This window comes from Halobellus salinus, from assembly GCF_014646875.1.
In the GTDB taxonomy this organism is placed as follows: domain Archaea; phylum Halobacteriota; class Halobacteria; order Halobacteriales; family Haloferacaceae; genus Haloquadratum; species Haloquadratum salinum.
Genome location: NZ_BMOC01000001.1, coordinates 26,069 through 49,658, shown reverse-complemented (window position 1 = coordinate 49,658; position 23,590 = coordinate 26,069). Strand labels below are relative to the sequence as shown.

Sequence of the window (23,590 nt, the reverse complement as noted above, 5' to 3'; positions counted from 1 at the left end):
CGGGACCGCTCGCCGGCGTTCAACCGAAACACGTCGTATCAAACGGCTGGTGTTTCGGCTCCGACTCCGATACCCTTAGGTGACATCCCCGGACACTCACGATCATAATGTCAGACGACGACGGTGGCTTCCCGACAGATTATGAGATCGCACAATCGGCCGAAAAAGAGCATATCACCGACGTGCTCGACTCCTGGGGAATCGGGAGCGACGACCTGGAACTGTTCGGCGACTACAAAGCGAAGCTGAGCCACGACGCGGTAACCCGACTCCGTGACAACGCCGACAACAACGACGGCAACCTCATCCTCGTAACGGGGATGACCCCAACCCCGATGGGGGAGGGCAAGACCGTGACCACGGTCGGCTTGGGTCAGACACTCAACCACGTCGGCGAGGACGCCATGATCGCGGTCCGCGAACCGTCGCTCGGGCCGGTCTTCGGTGTCAAGGGCGGCGCAGCGGGCGGCGGCTACTCCCAAGTGCTCCCCATGGAGGACATCAACCTCCACTTCACGGGTGACCTCCACGCGCTCACCTCCGCGCACAACCTCATCTCCGCCATGCTCGACGCGAAGCTTTCTCAGAGCGACGAGTTCGATATCGACGTCAACGACGTCTCGTGGCCCCGCTCAATGGACATGAACGACCGCGCGCTCCGGAACATGGTCATCGGGCTCGGGGAGAGCGGCGGCACGCCCCGCGAGGATCGCTTCCTCCTGACGGCGGCGTCGGAACTGATGGCCGTCCTCTGTCTCGCCGAGGACCTCGGCGACCTCAAGGAGCGCGTCGCCCGGATCATCGTGGCCTACGAGAAGGACGGCGGCGTCGTCACCGTCGACGACATCGACGCGACGGGGCCGGTCACGATGCTGCTGAAGGACGCCATCAAGCCCAACCTCGTCCAGACCATCGAGGGCACGCCCGCGTTCGTCCACGGCGGCCCGTTCGCGAACATCGCCCACGGCACCAACTCCCTGATCGCCGACAAGACGGCGTTCGGGATGGGCGACTATCTGGTTACGGAAGCCGGGTTCGGCTCCGACCTCGGCGCCGAGAAGTTCATGAACATCGTCTGCCGGCTGGGCGACATGACTCCGAACGCGATCGTACTCGTCTCGACCGTGCGCGCGCTGAAGTACCACGGGATGGGGATGTGGCCCGCCGACCTCGACGCGGTCCAGGAGGCCGGCGTCGAGGAACTGGAAGCCGGCTTCGCCAACCTCGACAAACACGTCGCGAACCTCCAGAAGTTCGGTGTCGACGTGGTCGTCGCCCTGAACCGCTTCCCCGACGACACCGACGAGGAGGTCCAGACGGTGCTCGACCACTGCCGGGAGGACCTCGGCGTTCAGATCGCCGAATCCAACGTGTTCGCGGAGGGCAGCGAGGGCGGCGTCGACCTTGCAGAGCACGTGATCGAGGCGGCCGAAGCGTCCGACGAGGACGACTTCGACCACCTCTACGCCGACGAGGATTCGATCAAAACAAAGATCGAGACGGTCGCGACCGAGGTCTACGGCGCCGACAGCGTCAACTACGTCGGCAGCGCCGAAGAGGACATCGAGCGCATGGAAGACCTCGGCTTCGACGACATGCCGGTGTGTCTCTCGAAGACCTTCCACTCGCTGAGCGACGACGCCTCGAAGAAGGGCGCACCGACCGGGTGGGAGCTCGACGTCCGCGAGCTGTACCCCTCCGCGGGCGCGGGCTTCCTGGTCGCGCTGACGGGTGACGTGCTGGACATGCCCGGCCTGCCCGCCGAACCCGCGGCCGCCGGCATGGACATCGACGAGGACGGCAACATCAGCGGCCTGTTCTGAGGCGGAGAGCGCGACCTCGGCGTCTGCGACGCGGTTTCTTCTCTCGGCTCGACCACGCTACTCCTGCCCGAGCACCCACAGCGCCCGGTAGAGATCCCACAACGAGCACTCACACCGGTCGGCGACCGCCCGATAGGTCGCCAGATACCGCTCGTACGCTTCGATCGTCGGCGGGTCCGGGTAGTCGGCGTCGAGTTCCCCCGCCTCCCGGAGCAGCCCCCACTGCCGCTCGTCGATCACGACGTAGTTGTCGGGGTCGATGAACTGGCAGAACGCCGACCCGATCGGCACGTCGACGCCGGCGAGGTCCGTGAGGTGCGACAGCATCCCCACGGCGTCCTCGGCGTCAACGGCGGCGCCGATGGCGTCGTGGACGTCCTCGTAGTCGTTGTCGTTGTAAGCGGCCTCGAGCGCTCGGCGGTCGCGGTCGGAGAACCCGCCGAAGAACCGGCGGCCGTACCACTGGACGACCCACTCGGCGTCGCGCCACCCGTAGTCGCCCCCCTCGAACATGTCCGGGAGGAGCTCGCGGTGTTCGTCTTCCACCATCGAAAACGGCTGTACCTCGGGATAGGTTTGGGTGTGCTCGGCGACGATGTCGGTAGTGAGGTTCACACTCGGGGTACTCCCGCCGGCCGCCTCAACGTTTCCCATCGGCGGCGCGTCCGCGCGGGACCGTCCCCGGAGGCGACCCCTTCGCCACGGCAACTCGAACGGCTGTTATGTTGACACGTTCGGGAACGACGTGAGAACCTATGCGTCGCGGTGTGTGAGCGGAGCTGACCGACCGCTCCGATTCAGCATAACAACATTCATACTTCGCCATTGCTATACTGTTGATAATGTCTTCTGAATCAAACGGCGAATCCGAAGGACCGACCAAGACGATCTGCCCGTACTGCGGTGTGGGTTGCGGAATCCAGATCGCACAGGACGACGAAGGCGAAGTCTCGTTCCGCCCGTGGGGTGATGCGCCGGTCAACGACGGTAGCATCTGCATCAAGGGCGGCGCGGCGACGCAATCGGTCAACCACGAGGACCGCCTGACCGACCCCCTGCTCCGCGACGACGACGGTGAACTCCGCGAGGCGTCGTGGGACGAGGCCTACGATGTGATCGTCGAGAATATGGAGCGCATCCGCGAGGACCACTCCGCGCAGGGAGTGGGCTTCTACGGGTGTTCGAAGGCGATGAACGAGGAGAACTACCTCATCCAGAAACTGGCCCGACGCTACGGCACCAACAGCGTCGATACCTGCACCCGGATGTGCCACTCCTCGACGGTGTACGCCCTCAAGAACAGCCTCGGCGAGGGTGCGATGACGAACAGCATGGCCGACCTCGAAGAGGCGGCCGACGTGTTCTGGATCCAGGGCGCAAACCCCGGCGAGCAACATCCCATCGCCAACAGTCAGTACTTCCGGCAGGCGGTACTCGAAGGGGCGACCGTCATCCAGGTCGACCCCCACGCCAACAAGACCACGCGGTCGTTCGAGATCACCGACACCGACCGCCACATGCACCTCCAACCCGAACCCGGGACCGACATCCCCCTGCTCAACGTCGTCCTCAAGACGGTCCTCGAAAACGACTGGGTCGACGAGGAGTTCGTCGCCGAGCGCACGGAGGGCTTCGAGGACCTGAAAGAGACGCTCGAAGACTTCGACAAGGAAGCCGCCGCCGAGGAAGCCGGCGTCCCGCTCGAGGACATCGAACTCGCCGCCGAGAAGTACGCGATGGCGAACAACGCCGCCATCTTCACCGGGATGGGGATGAGCCAGCACACCTGTGGCGTCGACAACGTCCAAAACGAGATCAACCTCGCGCTGGTCACGGGCAACCTGGGCCGACCGGGGACGGGCGTCAACCCCCTGCGCGGCCAGAACAACGTCCAGGGCGCGTCGGACGTCGGTGCGATGCCGAACGTCCTCCCGGGGTACCGTGACGTCTCCGATCCCGAGGTTCGTGCGGACGTCGAGGAGGTCTGGGACTTCGAGATCCCATCGGAACCCGGCCTGACGAACGTCGAGGTCTCCCACGAGATCGGCGACACGATCCACGGACTCTACATCATGGGCGAAAACCCCGTCATGAGCGAACCCGACACCAACCGGGTCGAGGAGCGCCTCGAAGAACTCGACTTCATGGTGGTACAGGACATCTACAAGACCGAGACCGCCGAGTACGCCGACGTGATCCTTCCCGCAACGTCGTGGGCGGAACGCGACGGGACGGTGGTCAACACGGACCGCCGGACCCAGCGGATGCGCGGCGTCGACAAGGTCCACCCGAACACCAAAGACGACCTCGAGATCCTGTGTGACGTTGGCAACCGCCTGTTCGGCGACGGCTCCTTCGACTTCGACGGGCCCGAGGAAGTCTTCGAGGAACTCCGGCAGGTAGCCCCCATCTTCTACGGTATGACCTACGATCGCATCGGCGAGGAGGGGATCCACTGGCCCTGCTACGAACCCGGCGACGAGGGCGACGCGTACCTCTACAGCGACGGCTTCACTACCGAGAGCGGTCTCGGCCAGATCGAAGGCGTTAGACACCAGCCGCCCAAGGAGACCCCCGACGAGGAGTACCCGCTCATCCTCACGACGGGCCGGATCATCGAACACTACAACACGGGGACGATGAGCCGACGTTCCAAGACGCTCAACCACGTCGAACCGGAGAACTTCGTCGACGTCCACCCCAACGACGCCGACCGCTACGGCATCGAGGACGGCGAATACGTGACCCTCAAATCCCGGCGCGGCGAGATCGAGGTCGAGGCGCGGGTCACCGAGGACACGAAGGAGGGTACCGTCTGGACGACGCCGCACTTCGCTGACGCTGCGGGCAACCGCCTCACCAACGACGTCCTCGACGAACGCGCAAAGATCCCCGAGTACAAGGCTGCAGCCGTGGAAATCGAGGTCAGCGTCACGACCGACGACGCCGACGCCGCCGACGCGCCCGCGGACGACTGATCCACCGCCGGAACCCGATTCCGACTTTTTTATAGAAAAACGAGGAGAAAACCCACGACTTCAGCCGTGGGATGAATCCGACAAATTCTTGCCAAACGACACCGTAACGTAATTAGTGCGTGGAGAATTGGCAGTTGACTCGGTGTTTGCCACGGTTCGTAGCCGAAATCAAAAGGTAAGCCGACCACGCCGACTGTCGTTAACCAATCAGGTAACTCGAAGCCCGTTATCGGTACGAGTAACGGCTTCGTGGCAGAGCCAGTGGCCGACAGTCCACAAACCATAGATTCCCACCCATCCGAATCGACGGGAGTAACATAAGAACCTCGGGAAGCCCACGACTTCAGTCGTGGGAGGATGTCACTTCGTCACCGGCTCACGAGCCACGGGCGTGTCGTCGTCGACGACGTCAAGCAGGTTTAGCCGGTCGAGCAGCCCCCGGGTCGGCACGCCGTGTTCGTCCCACTCGCGGGCCGCGTAGTACCGCTGTCGGAGTCGGTCGAACCACCCCGTGTCGATCCCGCGACCGTCCGCGGGGCCGCCACTCACCGGGCGCTGGAACGCCGCCGGCAACGTCTCGTCGCCGGCGTCGAACCCCTCGCGGACGTTGAACAGCCGCGTGAGCGTCCAGGCCCGCTCGCCGATCCGGAGGAGTTCCGCCGGGTCGGTGGGGGCGGCAGCGTCGACCGTGGCGAGCCACTCGGCGCCGAGGTCGTCTTCCAGGACAGCCCCCGCGAAGTCGTCGGCGATCAGGCTCCAGAGCGCCGCGGTGATGGTCTGTTCGCGGATCACCACCCGGACGCGGTCGGTGTCGTCCCAGTCGTCGCCGAACACCTCGGTCTCGGCCGGGAGCGATCGGCGGTGACACGCGCCGCGGTCGCTCGTGGCGTACGCAAGCGCCATAGTCGGCGACCCCCGCGGGTCGTAGGCTGGCACCTCCATCGACTTGATCGTAGGGACGAGATCGGCGCCCCCCAGCCGATCGGCGGCGGCCTCGACCCCATCGGCCAGGGCGTCGGGAACGCCCGGCTCGCGGGTCGCGATCGCCTCGATGGTCGCCCGAGCGGCGTCGTGGTCGCCGAACGAGAGGGCCGCGTCGGTGTCGAGCCCCAGACTCGCAGGATCGACATCATCAGAATCGCTTTGCGATTCTGATTGGCGGACGGGAGCTTTGCTCCCGTCAACGTCGACGACGCCCTCCTCGGCCGCGCGGATCGCCCACGCGACGGCGTTGCCCGCACTGATGACGTCGAGTCCGAGTCGGTCGCAGGTCTTTCCCAGCGCCGCCACCGCGTCGAAGTCGTCGATCCCGAGCCCCGCCCCCAGCGACATCGGGGTGCCGCCCCGTGGCACCGACTCCCCGGCGTCGGTCTCGACGCGGAACCCGCCCACGATCCCCGCCTCGTCGCGCTCGCGATCGACCGCGGCTTCCTTGACCGCCTCGATCCCGATGTCGCCGGCGCCGTCGAAGGATCCCTCCTGCCACCCACGGGTGGAGAGCACCCCCACCTCGTCGGCGAAGTCGACGGTCTCCAAGGTCGCGCTCGCGGCGTGCCACCGTCCCACGTCGGTCTCGCGGTACCGCCGCTCGTAGGCCTCCCGGAGGGTCGCGACCTCGGGTGCTGGATCCGGCGGGGAGCCCCGCGCGACGACAGCTTTCAGTCGCTTCGCGCCCATCACCGCCCCCGCACCCCCACGACCCGCGTGGTGGTCGCCGCCGTCGGAGGCGATCGTGGCGTATTTGACCCGGTTCTCGCCCGCGGGCCCGACGCAGGCGACCGTGCCGTCGAGGGCGTCGCAGGTGTCGACGACGTCACGCCCCCAGAGGTCCGCGGCCGGCGTGAGCGCCGCCTCGCCGTCGTCGAGTTCGAGCACGACCGGCTCGTCGGACTGCCCGGTGACGGCGACCCCGAGCGCCCCGTCGAGCGCGGCCACCAGGTCGTTGGCGAACTCACCGCCGCTGTAGGAGTCGAGGAAGGTTCCGGTCAGCGGCGAGCGGGTGATCGCCGCGAACTGCGTCTCGCCGGGGAGCAGGCCGCTGAGCGGCCCCAGCACGAACAGCAGATAGTTGTCGGGGCCCAGCGGGTCGGTGCCGGGTTCGAGCCGGTCGTAGAGGTACCGCGCGCCGAGGCCCTTGCCGCCCACGTATTCGGTCAGCCACCGCTCCGGGATGGGTTCGCGCTCGACCGTGTGATCGGTCAGATCGACCCGGAGGAGGTCGGCGGTAGCCGCGTCGGTCATACCCGGGGTAGCACACGAAGATTGATTAAGCGTTTGTTACGGCGTCGGTCGGAGATCGTGGCTCGAACGCAGGCCCCGGTCCTTACTCCATCGTCGCGATGGCCTCGATCTCGACGGCGGCACCCTTCGGGACCGCGCCGGCGCCGACGGCGCTGCGGGCGGGCGGCGCCTCGTCGAAGAATTCGCTGTAGGCCTCGTTGAACTCGTCGAAGTCGTCGATGTCGTCGAGGAAGACCGTGGTCTTCAGCAGGTCCGACAGCGACAGCCCCTCGGACTCGAGGATGGCCTCGACGTTCCGGAGACACTGTCGCGTCTGGTCTGCGACCGGTTCGTCGTCAAGCAGGTCGCCGTCGGTTGTCAGCGGGAGCTGCCCGGCGGTGATCAGGATGTCGCCGTCGGTTGTCGCTTGGCTGTACGCGCCGACCGCGGCGGGTGCGTCGTCGGTGCTAATGGTCCGTTTCATACACGGCGAACCTCCCCGGCTGCGAACTTAAAAACCGGTGGGACGCCTCCGCTCGGACTCAACGTATCAAACACGTCACCTTCTATGTGGCGAGTCCGGCTGGGGCTCCACACCGGTCCGCGGTGTCGTGACGACGCGGCAGTACTGTTTTATCACATATCCGCGAAAGAGCGGTAGTGGTTGACTCACAGGGCCAGCCGGACGAACGCCCATTCGAGCGGATGTTCTACCCGGTTGAGCGGATCCCGTTCGTCGAGTGGCGGGAGTTCTCGGGCGCGAAGCCAACCGTGACGCTCGTGGCTGCGGTCACGGTGCTCGCCTTTGTCACCGGGCTCTCGAACCTGAGCCAGCCGCAGCTCGTCGTCGACGGGCCGCTCGGGGGTATCGTCCCCGGCACACGGATCTTTGTCCGGTTCGCCGGCGTGTTGTTCGCGTTCCCCCTGGCCCTCGTGACGTTCGGGCTCAGTCGGCGGCGGCGGATCGCGTGGCTCGCCGCCTTGGTGTTGGTCCCGCTGCTCGCGGTCTTCCCGTTTCTCACGGGGCGGCCGACCGAAATCCCGCTGTTTTTCCTCATCGTGGTGACCGTCCCCTTCCTGATCGCCAACCGCGGGGAGTTCGACACCGCGCTTGCGCTGTCATCGCTCCAGGTCGCCTCGCTGACCTCGATTCTCGGGGTCGTGGTCTACGGCACCATCGGGTCGTACGGCCTCCGCGAGCAGTTCATCGAACTCCACAACTGGGGCGACGCCTTCTACTACGTGATCGTCACCATCGCGACGGTGGGGTACGGCGATATCACCCCGCGAACGGTCGAGGCGGAGCTGTTTTCGCTATCGGTGATCCTGCTCGGGACCGGCGCGTTCACCGTGGCGGTCGGCGCTCTCGTCGGTCCCGCGATCGAGTCCCGGATGGCATCCGCGTTTGGAACCATGACCGCATCAGAACTCGCACTCCTCGAGGACCACGTGGTGGTGCTCGGCTACGGCGACGTGACCGAATCGTTCCTCGACCAGGTCGCGGACGGCACCGACCTGGTGGTGGTGACTACAGACACCGACGCCGCTGCGCGGCTGTCGGACGCCGGGATCGAGGTGCTGACCGACGACCCCACCGACGAGTCCGCGCTGGTTGACGCGCGGGTTGACGCCGCACGCGGCGTCGCGGTCGCGAGCGACGACGACGCGGCCAACGTGCTCGCAGTGCTGGCCACACGGAATGTCAACTCCGACGTCAGGATCGTCGCGGTCGCGAACGGCGACACCCACGTCGACAAACTGGGCACTGTCGGCGCCGACGAGGTGATCGACCTCCGGTCGATCGGCGGTCGGCTGCTCGGGGCGACGGTGTTGGATCCCGACCGTGACGGCGACGCCGGGTCTCCGCTGGAGGGGTTGCTCGGGCGGACAGACGGCGACTTCGCCGGGGTCGCGACCGCCGATCCCGACAGCGAGACTTCCGCTGCCGGCACCGACGGCGAGACTTCCGCTGCCGGCACCGACGGCGAGACTTCCGCTGCCGATCCCGACAGCGAGACTTCCGCTGCCGATCCCGACGGCGAGACTTCCGCTGCCGATCCCGACAGCGAGACTTCCGCTGCCGGCGATACCGAGCCCTGACGCGTCAACAACATAATACACCTCCCCCACAACGTGTCCCGTATGAGCACCGTTGACATAAGCGACGGGCGAAAGACCGTGGCCGGCGCGTTCCTGTCGACCTTCGTCGGATCCGGCGCGGTCGTCCTGGTGGGGTTTTTCTTCCCGGCGCTTGTCGGCGGTGTCATCGGCGGCCAGACGTGGCTGGTGCTCGCGCTGCTGTTTTTCGGTTCCGGCTTGGGGTACATCGCGGTGCTTCCCCACGACAGCGATGGAACCACGGAGTCGACCGGTTCGGCGCTGCTCGCGGTCCGCCGGGGATCGGTCCGGTCGTTGCTCGGAGACGTCGTTGCCGCCCACGATCCGGCCATCCTCGGACTCCCGATCGCGGTCTTTGCGGGGTATTTCGCGCTCCAGTTGGCGTTCCCGGCGACCACGACGGCCGCGATCAACGGGCTCACCGACGGCATCCTCCGCGGAATGGGACCGATGCTGCTCGGCGTTTCCCTTCTTTCGGTGCTCTACTGCGGAGCGCTACTGTTCGGGCCGTGGGGCGATATCAAACTCGGCGGCGAGGACGCCACGCCGGCGTACACCTACCCGACGTACTTCTCGCTCGTTTTCACTGCGGGGATCGCCGCGGGTATCGTCTTCTGGGGCCCCGCCGAGGCGCTGTTTCACTACCAGCAGCCGCCGCCGTATTTCGACGCTCCGGCCGGGTCGTCGGCCGCGGTCAACGCCGCCTTAGTGTACTCGCTGTTCCACTGGGGGGTGTCGGCGTGGGCCGCCTACGCCGCAATCGGGATTCCGATCGCGTACTTCGTGTTCCAGCGCGGCGCCCCGCTCAGAGTGTCGTCGATCCTGACGCCGTTTCTGGGTGTCGACGGGTTGGCCTCGCCGTGGAGCCGGCTGGTCGACACCCTGGCGGTGTTCGCCACCATCGGCGGAATCGCCACCTCGCTCGGGCTCATCTCCCAACAGTTTCTCGCGGGGGTAGCGTTCCAGTGGGACGTGCCTCCCAGCGACATCGGGCCGGTTCTCCTCGTCGGCGGGCTGGCGACGGTGTTCGTGCTCTCTGCGGTCTCGGGGCTCCACCGGGGCATCCGGCGGATATCCGGGCTCACCGTGGTCCTGTTCGGGCTGTTTGCGCTCCTGCTTTTGACGGTCGGCCCGCGGGGGTTCGTTGTCGACCGCGGCACCGACGCGCTCGGGTCGTACGCGGTACACGTCCTGCCGATGAGCCTGTTCTCCTCGGGGTCGTGGGTGACGGAGTGGACCGTCTGGAACTGGGCGTGGTGGTTCTCGTGGGCACCGTTCGCGGGGACATTCATCGCGGCGCTGTCGCGCGGCCGGCGGATCCGGACCGTGGTGTTCACCAGCGTGGTCGCTACCTCCGCGGCAACGGGCGCGTGGTTTCTGATCTTCGGCGGCACCGCGCTGTCGCTCCAGCGCGGCGGCGGGGCCGACGCGCTGGGAGCCATCACCGAACGCGGCGGCTCCGAGGCGGTCGCGGGGTTCCCGCTCCTGTCGTCGCTCCCGCTGGGCGAACTCCTGGCGTTTCTCTTTCTGTCGCTCATCGTCGTGTTCATGGTCACCTCCGCGGACACCTCGACGCTCGTCACCGCCATCCTGGCGTCGCGGCGGGAGGTTGCGCCCTCCCGGGGGAGTATCGTGCTGTGGGGCGGTTTCCAGGCGGCCGTCGCGCTCTCCGTGCTTCTGGCCGGCGGCGGCGAGACCCTCCAGGCGCTGGCGGTTCTTACGGGCGCGCCGTTCGCCGTGTTGGCCGTGCTCGCGCTCATCGGGTTGTCGCTCGCGCTGTACCGCGAGGAGCGCGGCCGGGGCCACGCCTCGATCGTCCGACAGGCGCTGGATCGCCTCCCCACCATTCAGGCCCACCACGACGTCGACCCCCCTGACCGGGAGTCGTGACGGTACTGTTCACCCGGGAGTGAGGTTGCTGAGAACGAGACATCGGGGGCTTCCAGTCCCACCCGAGAGCGGTTCTCCGGTCGGTCGTCGCCTACCTAAACACGACCGTCGTGACCAGGGATACATATTAGACGGTCCGCGGTCCTGGCTCCGGTATGCGACTCGACACGCTCGGGGTTGATGAGTCGGTCTCGATTCTGTTCCCGCCGGAGATACTGGTCGAGGAACTCGCCGGACTTCCGGTCACGACGACCGTTGTCAACGGATCCCACGGCCTCGACGACTGTCAGGCGGTGGTCACGTTCGACTACTGGGACGCCTGCGACGACCTCGGGTGGGTCCACTCCATCCAGTCCGGGGTCGACCAGTTCCCGTTCGACCGGATGCGGGCGGCCGACGTCGCGCTCACCAACAGCACCGGGATCCACGGCGACGCCATCGGAGAGACCGTCGCGGGCTACGCGCTGGCGTTCTCGCGCCGGCTCCACGAACACGTCGCCAACCAGGGGGAGGCGACGTGGTCTCCCCCGGAGTGGGACGACGCGTGGACGGTCCGCGGCGAGCGCGCGTGTGTAGTCGGGCTCGGAACCCTCGGCCGCGGGGTCGTCGACCGGCTCACCGGACTCGGGGTGGAGATCACGGGGGTCAGGCGGACGCCCACTCCGGAACCCGGCGTTGACGAGGTGTACACGCCGTCGGAGCTCCGGGATGCGGTGTCGAACGCCCGGTTCGTCGTGGCCGCCGTTCCGCTGACCGACGACACCCGGGGGCTGCTCGACGCCGACGTCCTCGCAGCGATGCGCGAGGACGCCTACCTGATCAACGTCGCCCGTGGTGCGGTCGTCGACCAGCCCGCCCTTGTGAGTGCCCTCGAAGACGGCGAGATCGCGGGTGCCGCCCTCGACGTCTTCGAGACGGAGCCGCTCCCCGACTCGTCCCCGTTGTGGGGGATGGACGAGGTCATCGTCTCGCCGCACTGTGCGGGTTTCACTCACCGGTACCACAAACACGTGGGGTCGATCGTGGCCGAAAACGTCGAGCGGCTCCAGGTCGGCAACGACCTGATCAACCGGGTCGTGTGAACCGCCTCGCCCGTCGGCGTTGCGAGCGGCCCGACGGTCCGCGAGACACTTCAACAGGGTGAGTATTCACCGGGTTGAAACATTCCCGAGGGTGTAGAATAGACGACCGACATCAGATGGATCAGCACGCGGCAGCAGGGACGGGGGCGACGGAGTCGACCGACCCAGCGCCGACCCTCCTCGACGGTAACGCGATCGCCGACCGGACCCACGACGACCTCGCGTCGTCGGTCGACGCGCTCCGTGATGCGGGTGTCACGCCGACGGTAGCGCTCGTCTCGATGACTGAGTCGGGTGCGGGACGGACGCACGTCTCGATGAGACAGCAAGCGTGCTCGGAGGTCGGGATCCGGTGTTGGGTCTGCGAGATCGATCCCCGCCAGCCCGCGGCCAGCCTGTTCGACAGGCTCGCCGAGCTGAACGACGATCCGGCGGTCCACGGCGTGTCGGTCCAGTCTCCGCTCCCGGATCACGTCGACCGGCGAGCGGCGGCCCGACGGATCCACCCCTCGAAAGACGTTGCGGCGACCCACCCGGAGAACCTCGGGCGCCTTTTCGCGGGGGCCCCCCGGTATACACCCCCGACGCCCGCCGGAATCCGTCGGCTACTCGACGCTTACGGAATCGACACTGCGGGGAAACGCGCGGTGGTCGTCGGCCGGTCGGAGACCGTTGGCCGCCCGATGGCGACCCTGCTCTCCGGGCGTGGACCGGGCGGCGACGCCACGACGACGGTGTGTCACTCCCGGACCGAGAACCTCGCGAGGGTCACCCGGTCGGCGGAGATTCTGGTCGTCGCGGCCGGGCGTCCGGAACTCGTTGACGCCGAAATGCTCTCGGAGGGTGTTGTCGTGGTCGATGTCGGGATCAACCGCGTCGACGCCGGGGCGGCCGCGGGTGGACAAGTCGTCGGTGACGTCGACTTCGAGAGTGCAGCGGAGAAGGCGGCGGCTATCACACCGGTTCCGAGCGGGGTCGGCCCGCTAACTGTCGCGATGCTTCTGTCCAACACCGTTGACGCTGCGAGCCGCCACTCCGGGGTTGACGTCGACCTCCCGTGAGGGGTTCGGCGCCAACTCGGGTGTGGCCCAATCGTCTCTTGTGTGAGCGTCCCCCGGCCGTGGGTGCTCCGACCGACCTCGTTGCAGACGGTACTGTTTCGTTCGACGTCGTGGCCACAATATTGAAATGAATTCAACTACTGCCGTTCGATACAGAATAGGCTATAAAAATACCCGAACGAGTACTAACGAAGTCTCATAGGGGTGTGGTCCCTCCGTACAAATACAATGGCTACCGCACCCAAGCGATCCGCCGAACGCACCGACCTCGAAACCGACTTCTACATCCCTGCCGCGTCGATTCCGTCGGCCCGCAGCACAGTCGAATCGCTCCTGACCCGGTACCTCGGCCGCCACGGTCGAGTCCTCATCCCCGACACGTACAACAAGTAAATTGCCTCGGGGTCGACTGGTTCGAGACGCGAAGCGTCTCGTGATTCCCGCGTCTTTAGGCGCGGGAGAAGGTCAATTTTGCAGGACGGCGCCGGCACTGTCCGGTGTGCGTCTGACGCAAATTTAAGTGTGTCACGGCGAACCGATCCGGCGGGCGTGCACCGACGGCCGCGTCACAACGGTCGCCGCACCAGCGTCGTGCGCCCGACACGTGACCGTTGCACCCCGGTTCGGCGCCGTCGCCCCCCGGCGACGGTGCATTACGGTTTCTGCTTCGACTCGCCGAGCAGCGCCGCCTTCGCACGGTCGAGTCTGTGCTGCTCGACCACCAACGCGAGGTGGTCGCCGGGTTCGACCGCGGTGCCCGGCAGAGGGATGGTCATCGCCCCCCGGCCGCGGCCGTGGGCGTAGATCCGCCCAAAGTCCTCGAGGTCGATGTCGTTGACTTTTCGTCCGATCACCGGCGCACCCGCCGGGACTGTCACCGTCGTGAGCCGGAGCCCCTCGGTGAGTTCGCCGATCGCGTTGAAGTTCCCGCCCAAGAGCGCGGTCTTCGCACCCGCTGCCCCGAGTCTCTCGGGGTAGATGAGCTCGTCAACGTCCTCGGCGTACTGGTCGTAGATCTCCTCGCGGTAGTCCTCGCTGATCCGCATCACAACCCGGCAGCCGTACTCCTTCCCGGCCATACACGCCGCGAAGTCCACATTGGGGTCGCCGGTGAGCCCCGCGACCGCGGCCGCGTCCGCAACACCCGCTCGCTCCAGGACCGACTCGTTCTTGCCGTCGCCTTCGATGACGTCGAACTCTGCCTCGCGGGCGCGTTCGACCTTGTCCGGGTTGTTTTCGACAATCACGACGGCGTGGCCTTCCTCGTGAAGGATCCGGGCCGTCCGCGCGCCGACCCGCCCGTACCCGACGATCACAAACGTCATACGACACCGTAGCACACGCGGGTACAAAAACGTGGACCCGGCGTCGTCGGTTCCAAAGGTCTTTGCCGCTCCCGCCGTTACCTGCGTTCGATGGACGACGCCGTGCGGGTCCGCGAGGCCGCGTGCGAGGCGGTCGACAACATCGAGCCCGACCGACTCCGCGAGGTCCTGCTCGAACGGCTCTCGGACGCGCCGATGACACCGGCTGTGTTGACGCTTGTGAGCGCCCGCGCCCCCGAAACCGGGGTGGATCCCGACACCGACGGACTCGCCGAACGCGCCGCCGGGGTGCAGCTGATCTACGAGGGGCTTCGGCTCACCCGGTCGCTCGCGTGGGCGGAACCCTGGACGGAGACCATCGACACCGACGCGGGAGATATCGACGCCGACCTCGACGTGCTCGCGGCCGACGTGTTGGTTTCCCGCGGGTTCTACCTGCTCGCACGCACCGACGCGGCGGGCCGAGCGGTCGACGTGGTCCGGGCGTTCGGCCGCGACCAGACGCTCGCGCGGGGCGAGGGCGCCGACGTCGGCTCCCTTGACCGCAATCTCGAAGCCGACGTGTTTGCGCTCGCCCTGGCGACGGGGATGACCGCGGTCGGCGCGACCCCGCCGCCGGCGGCCGTGGAGTACGCCGCCGAACTCGGCCGCGACTGCGACGCTGACGGGGAACTCGCGCCGGCCGACGCCGCGTTCTCGGAGGCGACTACCGAACGCATCGCGTCGCTGTCGGCGGTCGGCGGGGCGTCCAGCGACCGGGTTCCCTCGTCGGCGACTGACTCCTGAGGCCGGCACCGCGGATCGGCCGACGGCGGCCCCGAATCGAAACGTCTAAAGACGATTCCGGGTTACGACAATACGCGCCTGGGTAGCTTAGCGGTAAAGCGCGTCCTTGGTAAGGACGAGACCCCGGGTTCAAATCCCGGCCTAGGCTCTCCCCGCCGTACACTCCTTGTACACACGCCGGCAGGTCTTTCGCAACTCCCGACTGAGACTTCGGATATGACTTCCCGTCCGGGTGAAAGAACGAGATGAGCCTCGTGACCGCGTACAACGGTCTACCGGTTCGCGTCGGCGTGTACCTGCTCGTGTTCTGGCCGACTGTCGGGTACTACGTGTATTCCGATTCGGAGACAGGGGGGCTTTCCGATCCGCGACTCCGTGGCGTCGCCTTCGGGTTCCTGGGCATCCCCGGATTGCTCGTCGATCTGTCTATCGTCCAGCGCCAGAACTGACCTCTCTCCACAGCCCCGCCCCGTTTCGACGAACTGAGACCTCGCATCCGCCGTGTCCGGGCTACTCCGCCGATCCGGCGTCGGTCGCCGAGTCGGCCCCGTCCGGCCGGTCGCTGTCCACCCCCGTCTCGGTATCGGGTGACGGCTCCGACTCGTCACCGTTGTTGACTTCGCCTGCGTCCTCTTCGGCCGTCGATTCCGTCCCGGTAGCGGCCTCGGCCTCAGCCTCGGAAGCGCTGCCCGTCGGCGATGGCGGTCGATACGCGTAGAGAAGGTCACCGGTGACAGCGTAGAACACGCCCGTGTCGGGGTCCTCGACCACGCCGGTGTCGTTGTCGATCGCGAAGTCGACCAAGTCCCCGAGGCTCGACGCCTCCGCTTGCGGGCGCTCAAACACCGGGTCGGGAAGCCGGATTCGCGTGATCCACTCGGCGAACTCCGAGCGGTCGTCGCGGTAGGAGAGATACGCCTCCTCCTCGGGCGTGAGCGCGAGTTGCGTCCGGACTCGAGCGTACACCAGCGCCCCGGTTCCGACCATCCCCACGAGAAAGACAAGTGGGCCGCCGATCGACCGGAGGGGGCCGTAGCTCCGCTGGCGGGTGATCCGTTCGGTCCGTTCGGGACCGCCCGACTGGAGCCCCGGGTTAGACACTGCGTACGTGCTCTCACCGGGCTCTATGGTCATCTCGATGGTTCGGGTGTACGTCGTGGGCTCACCCTCAAATGTCCCGTCCACACCGACCTCTGAGACGACGAGTACCTCCGTCGTTCCGGGCGCGGCGCCGAGTTCCTCTTCGATCGACGCCGCGGTCGCGCCGGCCGAAGAGGTGTTGAGAACGACCGACACGGCGACGGTCTCCCCGGAGCTCACCCCGGAGAACCGCCTGCTCGCGAGCGGTTCCCGGTCGCTCCAGTAGACCACCTCGCCGTCCTCGCCGACGTTCCGGATAACGAGTTCCGACGTGACATCGACGGAGACGTTGCTGGCGGTGGCCGCGGTGTACCGGGTCTCGATGTCGATATCGAGTTCGGGCGCGATCCGCGTGAAGTACGTGCTCCGGTCGTTGAGAACCGCCCCGGTGGCGAACACGGAGTTCGGTTGGGTCACCTCCGCGGCGTGGACGTACTCCGTCTCGACGGTGAGCGGGGACGTCGTCCGCGTCTCCGTTGTGGTGCCGGGTTCGACGTGAGTCGTGTACACCAACCCGGCGCCGGCCGCCGCAACGAGCAGGCAGACAATGGCGATCGCGGTGAACTGTGCGTGCAGTACCGCCCGACTACGGAGCCGTGTTTCGCTGGGTTGTGTCGAAGAGCTCATTCGGTCACCTGTATAGTTCTCGGAGGAACCGCCGGTATGACGAGGAGTGCGCGCGCGACTCCCGAGAGCGGATCCGCGCGGGCCCGCCACGGAAGAGGACGACGCCGAGTACGACGATGCTGCCGCCCAGCAGCGCGTCGATCGCGAGCAGCGGCGCCCACGGATGGACGCCGTAGAGTTCGTCGATCACGCTGGGTGGCAGAACCGCGAGGTATCGGTGTTCGGCGACGAACAGCCGGTAGTAGCCGGTCTCTTCAGGGGCTGACAGCGTCACCGCGGTGGTTGCCTCGCCGCGGCTCCCGACGTACACCCGCCGGGGATCGACGTCGACCCCCGGACTCCCCGGCGTGACGTAGGCGTACACCGGAATGAGTCCGGCGTTGGGGGCGACGTACTCGATCTCCTGGCTCGTGCCGCGCTCGATGACTGTGGGGTCTTCCGACTCGAACTCGGCGCTCACGACTCCGTACTCCTGGGTGCCTCCGGGGACGACCATGGCCGCGGTCGCGGTCCCGATCAACACAAGCGCCAGGACGAGCACGATCGCGAACACCGACGTACCGTCGTTGCGCGAGCGGTCCCGTTCGGGGCGGTCACGACTCCCGCGGTCGGTGTACCAATCGACCGCGTACGCGGCCGCCGAGAGCCCGAAAAGGATGTACGCGAGCCCCTGGGTGCCCTGGAGCGACCGGACGCCGAACGTGACCGCGAGCCACGTCTGCACCGACCCGAACGCGGCCTGAAAGCCCATCGCGACCGTGCCAAGGTGCGGGATGACGACGACGCCCCCGCCGACGCTGAGCGCCTTCGCGACGATCTCGGCCTCTTGGACAATGGGTTCGCCGCCGTCCTGGTCGGAGAAGGGATTGTTGTCCCCTCGAGTGACGTACCCGCGTTCGGTCTCCGCGACCACGCGGTGGGTCGTTAGCCCGCCGCCTTGGATCTCTTGGGCCTCGAAGGTCACGACGTCGCCGGGGCCGATGTCGCCCGCGACCGCGGTGGGGATCGCGACGAACCCGTCACCGGGGTCGAGCGTCGGTTGCATGCTCCCGGTCTCGACGAAGCTGAGGAGTATCGGCTGCCCGAGGAACTGCCCGACGACCACCGAGAGGACCACGACCGCGACACCCACTTGAAGTGTGAGTGAGAGGATTCGTTTGGGGGACATGTGGTGTCTGACACCGTCACCGTCACCGCCGGCGGCCGTCGGCGTGTGCGGAGGCGGCCCGACGGCCTCGCTTCGATGGTGTCATCGAATCATTATAAATTCGTGGTTCACGACCGGCTGCCACCCCGTGTGTGGCTCGGGGGAGACGGGCCTTCATTCGTCGACAACGTCGCCCGCGAGCAGGATGAACGCGCCGATGAACCCGAGGCAGAACCCGAGCAGGTGGACGTAGAGGTTCACGACGCCCCCAGTCCCGGTGGGGTCGGCGGGGAACCCGACAACCGGATACCCCACGAGCAGGACCACCCCCGCCACGAACAGGTCGCCGTCCCCCGGCCGAGACGTCACGGCCCGGAGCCGTTCGCGGGTTGGCAGCCGACGCCCCCCGTCGGTGCTCATCACGTAGACGACCCCGATTGAAATCCCAGCGCCCGCCGTCGCGAGCCCCGCGAGCCCGACACCGGTGGTGGACACCGGCAGCGCCAGCAGCGAGATCCACCCAACGAGGAGAAAAAAGACCGCGGGAAGCGCCCGCACGGACGCGTCAGGGGCGAACCGCTCACAGGCGTACGTCCAGAGCAGAAGCGGGAGCAGCCCCAGGAGCGCCATGTTAATCCCCGAAAACCCGAACCCGACGGCGTTCCGCGGCACGGCCAGGTTCAACGCCGAGAGCGCGACCGGGAACGCGAGCAGGAACGTCGCGAGCGCGGTCACGAAGAGCCGCCGCCGGTCGCCGATGACCGCGAGGGCGTAGCCGACGCCCGCGAGCAGCCCGTACCCCACCAGGTTCCCCGCGAGGTGCGTTGCCCGGAGGTGGACGTAGTGGGCGGTGAACGCCGTTGACAGCGTGGGGTCTGTGTAGTCGAACGCGAGCGACCGGCGGAGTTCGATCGGGAGGGCGAAGGTGGCGACCAAGGCGGCCGGGACCGCGCAGAGAACAGCCACGTCGATGGCGCGGACGCCCGCGACCAACTCGGACCGGAAGCCGTCGGCGCCGGTCGCGGCGGCAACCTCCTCGCCACGATCGGCGTCGGAACTCCCGCTGTTGACCTCGCCGGACCAGTCCGCGGCTGTCGTGCGGGCGTCATCGGACCGGCCTCGCGTCACGGCGTCACCCACCACCCGCCCGCCGCTCCGGTGTCCGGTGTCCGGTCTCGACGGACTCCCCTCGGGGTGCCCCGGCCGCACGGTCGGTGAGTCGCGGTCACTGTCGCGAAATCCGCCGGACGAGTGGGACGGCTGCGGTGACGATTCCGACGAGTAACGCCAGCCCAGCGAGGCCATCGATGTCGACGCCGCTCGGCTCCAGAACCGGACTGTCGGACCCGGTGTCTTCGGGCGTCGCCGCGCCCTCTGGGCGTTCGGCTGCGGGGTCGGTTCCGGCGTCGGGCTGTTCTACGAGCAGCGTCTCCACCTCGGCGTCGTCGACAGAGAGGGTGACCTCGCCCGCGGTAGCCACCTGCCCGGTGAGCTCGACCGTCGTTGACGCGCCCGGATCGAGCGTCACCCGTTCGGCCGCGACCGTCTCGCCGTTGGCGGTGAGCGTAACCGTGCGCTCGCCGGCCACGCCCCCGCCGTTCGTGACGGTCGTGCGCACCGTGACCGACTCCCCGGGCGCGACGACTGAGGCGTCGGTCGCCGTGTCGGTGACGTCCAACCGTGGCACCCGTTCGCCCACGGCGAAGGTGGAGAGATCGTCGGTTCGCGCGCGGAAGTGGACGCGGTCGTCGGGGAGGCCCCGCTGGCGGGCGGCCGGCCCGTCGAGGGGGTCGGTCGGCAACCGCTCCCACCCGCCGGTGTCGGTCCGGCGGTAGAGCGCCACGTGTTCGGGGGCCACCCCCGCGCGATCGAGGTACGCGGGATCGGCGCTGAATCGCAGCGTCGTGCCGTCGGCCCCCTCGGCGTCGAAGCTGTGTTGCAGCGAGAGGTACGCCAGCGAGCGCGGCCGCCTTGCGGCGTCCAGCGCCCCCGCCTCGTCGAACGCGTCGGGGCTGCCGGTGACGTCGAGTTCGAGGTCCCCGCCCGGAACGCCGGCGAGTTCGATCCGGTCTACGGTGACGTTCCCGCCGTCCATCTCCATCCCGCCGGCGTCGAACGTGACGTCCCCGCCGGGGCGAGTGTCGGTCGCGACGAACTCCCGCTCGTTCGTGGCCGGCGACATCACACTCACCGACGGGCTGTTGCCGTCCCCATCGCCGCCCGACGACACCGACACGTCCTCGGGATCGACGACCTCCGCGCGGATCGAGAACTCGTTGGCACCGAGTTGCGTGCCCGCGACCTCGCCGCGGGCGTCGATCCGGAGGCCGACCGTGACCGTCTCGTTCGGCCCGAGCGTGACGTTGTTGGGTTCGCCCTCCAGGGTGCTGTCGACTGTCCCCTTGACGGAGTCGCTGTCGGGGACGAAAGTGACGTTTTCCCCGCCGTGCTCGATCCAGACCCGCGCGTACTCGTCAGCGGTGTACGTGATGGTAAAGACGCCGTCGGCCGACGCGAACGTGTCGGGGGTCACACCCTCGAACTCCGCCGAGAGCTTCGGGTTGGTGGGCGAGATGTCGATCACGACCTCCTCGGCGTCGTTCAGGTACGCGTACTTCCCGTTCGGTCCCTCCGCAGGCTGGACCGTGAGACGGTCCTCCGCGACGGTGTCAGCGGGGTCGTCAAGCACCGCTGCCCCCGTGGTGAAGACGAGCGATCCCGCTGCTACGAGGGCGACAGCGAGAATCACGGTGCGGCGGCGAGACAGCATCAGTGGCTCCGGGAGAGTTTATTCGGGTAGGGGTTTCGTTATGGTGTGGTTGAAACTGCCGAAGGGATCGCTTGATGTGGGTAGTCCACCCCTTGCTGGGACTGTCTCGGTTGCAACTGTTCTGCTTCCGTCTCATTCCTGCCCGATACGCAAAACTGCCAACACCCCGTTGTCCGTGAGACGGCGGCCGTAGGCCGGGTGTGATCACCGTTCCGCTTGCACTCCCGGCCACGGTCGTGCGCCGGCGTTGTCTCCCCGCTTGGGAACTCCACTCGCGACAGCAACACCGGGTCGTAGGCTCTGAGACAGCGTCGTTCGAGCGAAAAACGCGGCCGACCCCTGACCACCATCTCAAACAAAATATGTAAAAACATCACGGGGTTTATGTCTATAGGTTCTCACGTATCGGATGTGAATGGTGTCGCCAATACAAGTAGACGGAGGTGATGGGCTGGCGGCGGAACTATCCGAGGACGAACTGTTTGAGGTGCTCTCGAACCGACGGCGGCGCTTCGCGATGCACCTGCTGAAACGGGAGTCGGAGACGGTGGAGATCGGCGACATGGCCGAGCAGATCGCTGCGTGGGAAAACGGCGTCGACACCGCGGAACTCACCGGTAGCGAGCGCAAGCGGGTGTACACCGCGCTCCAGCAGTCGCACCTGCCAAAGATGGAACGGGTGGGCGTCGTGGAGTTCAACAAGGACCGCGGCGTTATCGAACCCACGCCCGCACTAGAGAACGTCGACCTGTACATGGATGTCGTCGAGGGGCGGGAGATCCCCTGGAGCACCTACTATTTGGGGCTCTCGACCGTCGGGATCGCGCTCACCGCCGCGGTATGGGTCGGCGCGTGGCCGTTCGCGCTCCTCCCGGACGCGGGGTGGATGCTCGCGATCGTCGTTGCGTTCATCTCATCGGCGGTGATACACAAACACTACACCGCCGAGATGAAGACCGGCGAATCCGAGGAGCCGCCGGAGCTCCGGTGACCCGACGCGGTCGCCGTGATGGACGAGTCCGCTTGACACTCCGCGACCGAGGTGGAAAATACCGAGACGCGGGGGACCGCGTATCTCGTCCTCCCCGGGTAAGGGACGGCGCGCTGTCGACGGCCGAGGGTCGCGACGCCATCGACGCGACGACCGACCACGGCTGGTACGTGGCGCCGGACGCATACACGCGGGTCGTGGGGACACCAGGGTCGTTCCGGCCGGACCCCCGTCACGCGACCCCGTGTACGTCGCCGGAGCGTGACCGCTCTGACCCCGACGGCGCGGCTCCGACCCCGACGGCGCGGCTCCGACCCCCCTCACACGCTCTCGGGGCGAACGGACTCCTCCCACCGTGGGCAGTAGAACGACCCGTCGTCCTACCGCGGGGACGTCGGGTCGGGCAGGTCGCCGTCCCCGTCGGCCGGCGGGTCGCGCTTGTCGGCACTCCGGTGTGAATACTCACACCACGGACAGGTGCGCATATCCGACGACGGGTCGCGGTCCACGCATTGACCGCGGCCGACGGGAGTACGTGGACCACACCGGGGTCAGTCGGCGGGCGTGAGTATCTACCGCGTGCTGTTCACGACCGCGGCGATCGCACCCTTTGCGCTCCGCAACCGCGGCGGGTTCCGGGCGATTTCGCGGCGCGACCTGAGGGTCGCCGTGGTGTCGGGGGTTGCCCTCGCGGTCCACTTCGCGAGCTTCTTTGAGAGCTTAGAGCTGACCACGGTGGCGGCGCCGGTGACGCTGATCACGACACAGCCGGTGTTTGTCCGCGTCGGCGCCGCGGTGCTTGTTGACGAGCGGCTCTCGGTCGGGACGGCCGCCGGCAGCGGTTGTCGCTCGCCGCGTACACTTTCACCGTGTACACCGCGTGTGCGGTGACTCTCGGATCGGTCGCGGTCGAGACGGGGGCGTCGCTGTCAGGGTACGCACGCCGGGAGTGGGTGCTGTTCGTCGCGATGGCGCTCGTCCCCGGAGTGGTTGGACACACGGTACTCAACTCGGCGCTGAGATACGTGCGGTTGACCGCGGTCAGCGTCTCGTTGCTGTGCGAACCCGTCGCGAGTACGTTCCTCGCGCTGGTGCTACTCAACGAGGTTCCGGGTGCCGTGACGGTGCTCGGCGCCGCGGTCGTGTTGGTTGGGATCGCGGTCACGACCCGCACCCGGTCGGGGTGACCCACGGGTTCCGAGTGCAGCCGTGGCTACAGGTCCCGCCTTGCGGTCAGTCGAACGCGCTGCTGTCGGTCGGCTTCGTCTGCCGCTTCCCGTGGATGTAGTAGGCGAAAAAGCCGGAGATACCGGTCGTATACGGCATCACGATCGCCATCTTCGAGAACGCGCCGCCGGGAAGCACGGGTGGTTCAGGAACGACTCCGGTCACGCCGGTAACGAAGATCACGAGCGACACTCCGGCCGCGAGCGCGAAGACGGCCTCCCCGACGCGCAACAGCTCGGGGCTGTAGCCCGCTGGTCGGTAGCCACAGACCGGACACCGATCCGCGTCCGTCGGGATCGACTCCTCACACTTGTCGCAGGGCGCGGTCGCGCCTCGGTCGTCGGGATCCGACACCATACCCGAGTGGAGGGGATCGATCGTCTTGAGCCTGTTTCACGCCGCAAC

21 protein-coding genes and 1 tRNA gene are annotated in these 23,590 nt (G+C 67.3%); 13 read left to right on the top strand and 9 right to left on the bottom strand.

The features are described from left to right. Window positions 1-107 precede the first annotated feature (107 nt). Window positions 108-1,823: a formate--tetrahydrofolate ligase gene (locus IEX72_RS00260; protein WP_188785287.1), complete on the top strand. Its 1,716-nt coding sequence runs from the start codon at window positions 108-110 to the stop codon at window positions 1,821-1,823. 57 nt (window positions 1,824-1,880) lie between these two features. Here IEX72_RS00260 and IEX72_RS00255 read toward each other — a convergent pair whose 3' ends face one another. Beyond that, complete coding sequence (locus IEX72_RS00255) at window positions 1,881-2,477, bottom strand: hypothetical protein (RefSeq protein WP_229663676.1); 597 nt, start codon at window positions 2,475-2,477, stop codon at window positions 1,881-1,883. A gap of 188 nt (window positions 2,478-2,665) precedes the next feature. Here IEX72_RS00255 and fdhF point away from each other — a divergent pair, with 188 nt between their 5' ends. Then, window positions 2,666-4,801, top strand: a complete 2,136-nt coding sequence (gene fdhF / locus IEX72_RS00250) for a formate dehydrogenase subunit alpha (RefSeq protein ID WP_188785286.1) — start codon at window positions 2,666-2,668, stop codon at window positions 4,799-4,801. Between the two features lie 360 nt (window positions 4,802-5,161). Here the strand turns inward: fdhF and IEX72_RS00245 are convergent, their stop codons facing one another. Together IEX72_RS00245 and IEX72_RS00240 are read right to left on the bottom strand one after the other, a co-directional pair. After that, on the bottom strand, window positions 5,162-7,042 hold the full coding sequence (locus tag IEX72_RS00245) for an aldehyde ferredoxin oxidoreductase family protein (protein WP_188785285.1): 1,881 nt from the start codon (window positions 7,040-7,042) through the stop codon (window positions 5,162-5,164). 82 nt (window positions 7,043-7,124) lie between these two features. Next, window positions 7,125-7,505 carry a Rid family detoxifying hydrolase gene (locus IEX72_RS00240; RefSeq protein WP_188785284.1) on the bottom strand — a complete coding sequence of 127 codons (381 nt, stop codon included), beginning with the start codon at window positions 7,503-7,505 and terminating at the stop codon, window positions 7,125-7,127. A 221-nt stretch (window positions 7,506-7,726) separates the two neighbouring features. On the opposite strand from IEX72_RS00240, the gene IEX72_RS00235 reads away from it, so the two are divergent. The 5 genes from IEX72_RS00235 to IEX72_RS00215 all read left to right on the top strand — a co-directional run bounded on the left by IEX72_RS00235 (window position 7,727) and on the right by IEX72_RS00215 (window position 13,565). Further along, window positions 7,727-9,121, top strand: coding sequence for an NAD-binding protein (locus tag IEX72_RS00235; protein ID WP_394354587.1), 1,395 nt, complete (start codon window positions 7,727-7,729; stop codon window positions 9,119-9,121). A gap of 42 nt (window positions 9,122-9,163) precedes the next feature. Next, a complete protein-coding gene (locus IEX72_RS00230) occupies window positions 9,164-11,029 on the top strand; it encodes a BCCT family transporter (RefSeq protein ID WP_188785283.1) in 1,866 nt (621 codons plus the stop codon). Window positions 11,030-11,184: 155 nt separating this feature from the next. Further along, window positions 11,185-12,111: a D-2-hydroxyacid dehydrogenase gene (gene ddh, locus IEX72_RS00225; RefSeq protein ID WP_188785282.1), complete on the top strand. Its 927-nt coding sequence runs from the start codon at window positions 11,185-11,187 to the stop codon at window positions 12,109-12,111. 116 nt (window positions 12,112-12,227) lie between these two features. Then, window positions 12,228-13,172, top strand: coding sequence for a bifunctional 5,10-methylenetetrahydrofolate dehydrogenase/5,10-methenyltetrahydrofolate cyclohydrolase (locus tag IEX72_RS00220; RefSeq protein ID WP_188785281.1), 945 nt, complete (start codon window positions 12,228-12,230; stop codon window positions 13,170-13,172). Window positions 13,173-13,400: 228 nt separating this feature from the next. Continuing rightward, on the top strand, window positions 13,401-13,565 hold the full coding sequence (locus IEX72_RS00215; RefSeq protein WP_188785280.1) for a hypothetical protein: 165 nt from the start codon (window positions 13,401-13,403) through the stop codon (window positions 13,563-13,565). A gap of 260 nt (window positions 13,566-13,825) precedes the next feature. Here the strand turns inward: IEX72_RS00215 and IEX72_RS00210 are convergent, their stop codons facing one another. After that, a complete protein-coding gene (locus IEX72_RS00210) occupies window positions 13,826-14,497 on the bottom strand; it encodes a potassium channel family protein (RefSeq protein WP_188785279.1) in 672 nt (223 codons plus the stop codon). 90 nt (window positions 14,498-14,587) lie between these two features. On the opposite strand from IEX72_RS00210, the gene IEX72_RS00205 reads away from it, so the two are divergent. The 3 genes from IEX72_RS00205 to IEX72_RS00195 all read left to right on the top strand — a co-directional run bounded on the left by IEX72_RS00205 (window position 14,588) and on the right by IEX72_RS00195 (window position 15,732). After that, a complete protein-coding gene (locus IEX72_RS00205) occupies window positions 14,588-15,283 on the top strand; it encodes a DUF7114 family protein (RefSeq protein WP_188785278.1) in 696 nt (231 codons plus the stop codon). Between the two features lie 76 nt (window positions 15,284-15,359). Further along, window positions 15,360-15,431 (top strand) — tRNA-Thr (locus IEX72_RS00200). A 97-nt stretch (window positions 15,432-15,528) separates the two neighbouring features. Next, entirely contained in the window at window positions 15,529-15,732 is a 204-nt protein-coding gene (locus IEX72_RS00195; protein WP_188785277.1) for a hypothetical protein, read from the top strand. A gap of 61 nt (window positions 15,733-15,793) precedes the next feature. Here the strand turns inward: IEX72_RS00195 and IEX72_RS00190 are convergent, their stop codons facing one another. From IEX72_RS00190 to IEX72_RS00175, 4 genes are all read right to left on the bottom strand, one after another. After that, window positions 15,794-17,050, bottom strand: coding sequence for a DUF5305 domain-containing protein (locus tag IEX72_RS00190; RefSeq protein WP_188785276.1), 1,257 nt, complete (start codon window positions 17,048-17,050; stop codon window positions 15,794-15,796). A 4-nt stretch (window positions 17,051-17,054) separates the two neighbouring features. Continuing rightward, window positions 17,055-18,218 (bottom strand): signal peptidase I, encoded by a 1,164-nt coding sequence (locus IEX72_RS00185; RefSeq protein ID WP_188785275.1) that lies wholly within the window; start codon window positions 18,216-18,218, stop codon window positions 17,055-17,057. 153 nt (window positions 18,219-18,371) lie between these two features. Then, window positions 18,372-19,337: a hypothetical protein gene (locus tag IEX72_RS00180; RefSeq protein WP_229663674.1), complete on the bottom strand. Its 966-nt coding sequence runs from the start codon at window positions 19,335-19,337 to the stop codon at window positions 18,372-18,374. Between the two features lie 85 nt (window positions 19,338-19,422). Then, window positions 19,423-20,967: a DUF1102 domain-containing protein gene (locus tag IEX72_RS00175; protein ID WP_188785274.1), complete on the bottom strand. Its 1,545-nt coding sequence runs from the start codon at window positions 20,965-20,967 to the stop codon at window positions 19,423-19,425. A 415-nt stretch (window positions 20,968-21,382) separates the two neighbouring features. On the opposite strand from IEX72_RS00175, the gene IEX72_RS00170 reads away from it, so the two are divergent. From IEX72_RS00170 to IEX72_RS15080, 3 genes are all read left to right on the top strand, one after another. After that, on the top strand, window positions 21,383-21,958 hold the full coding sequence (locus IEX72_RS00170; protein ID WP_188785272.1) for a DUF7344 domain-containing protein: 576 nt from the start codon (window positions 21,383-21,385) through the stop codon (window positions 21,956-21,958). Window positions 21,959-22,522: 564 nt separating this feature from the next. Beyond that, entirely contained in the window at window positions 22,523-22,849 is a 327-nt protein-coding gene (locus IEX72_RS15085; RefSeq protein ID WP_229663673.1) for an EamA family transporter, read from the top strand. Beyond that, window positions 22,846-23,145, top strand: a complete 300-nt coding sequence (locus tag IEX72_RS15080) for a DMT family transporter (RefSeq protein WP_229663672.1) — start codon at window positions 22,846-22,848, stop codon at window positions 23,143-23,145. Before IEX72_RS15085 ends, IEX72_RS15080 begins: the two co-directional genes overlap by 4 nt. Before the next feature lie 46 nt (window positions 23,146-23,191). Here the strand turns inward: IEX72_RS15080 and IEX72_RS00160 are convergent, their stop codons facing one another. Further along, window positions 23,192-23,542, bottom strand: coding sequence for a hypothetical protein (locus IEX72_RS00160; RefSeq protein WP_188785270.1), 351 nt, complete (start codon window positions 23,540-23,542; stop codon window positions 23,192-23,194). Between the last annotated feature and the right edge of the window lie 48 nt (window positions 23,543-23,590).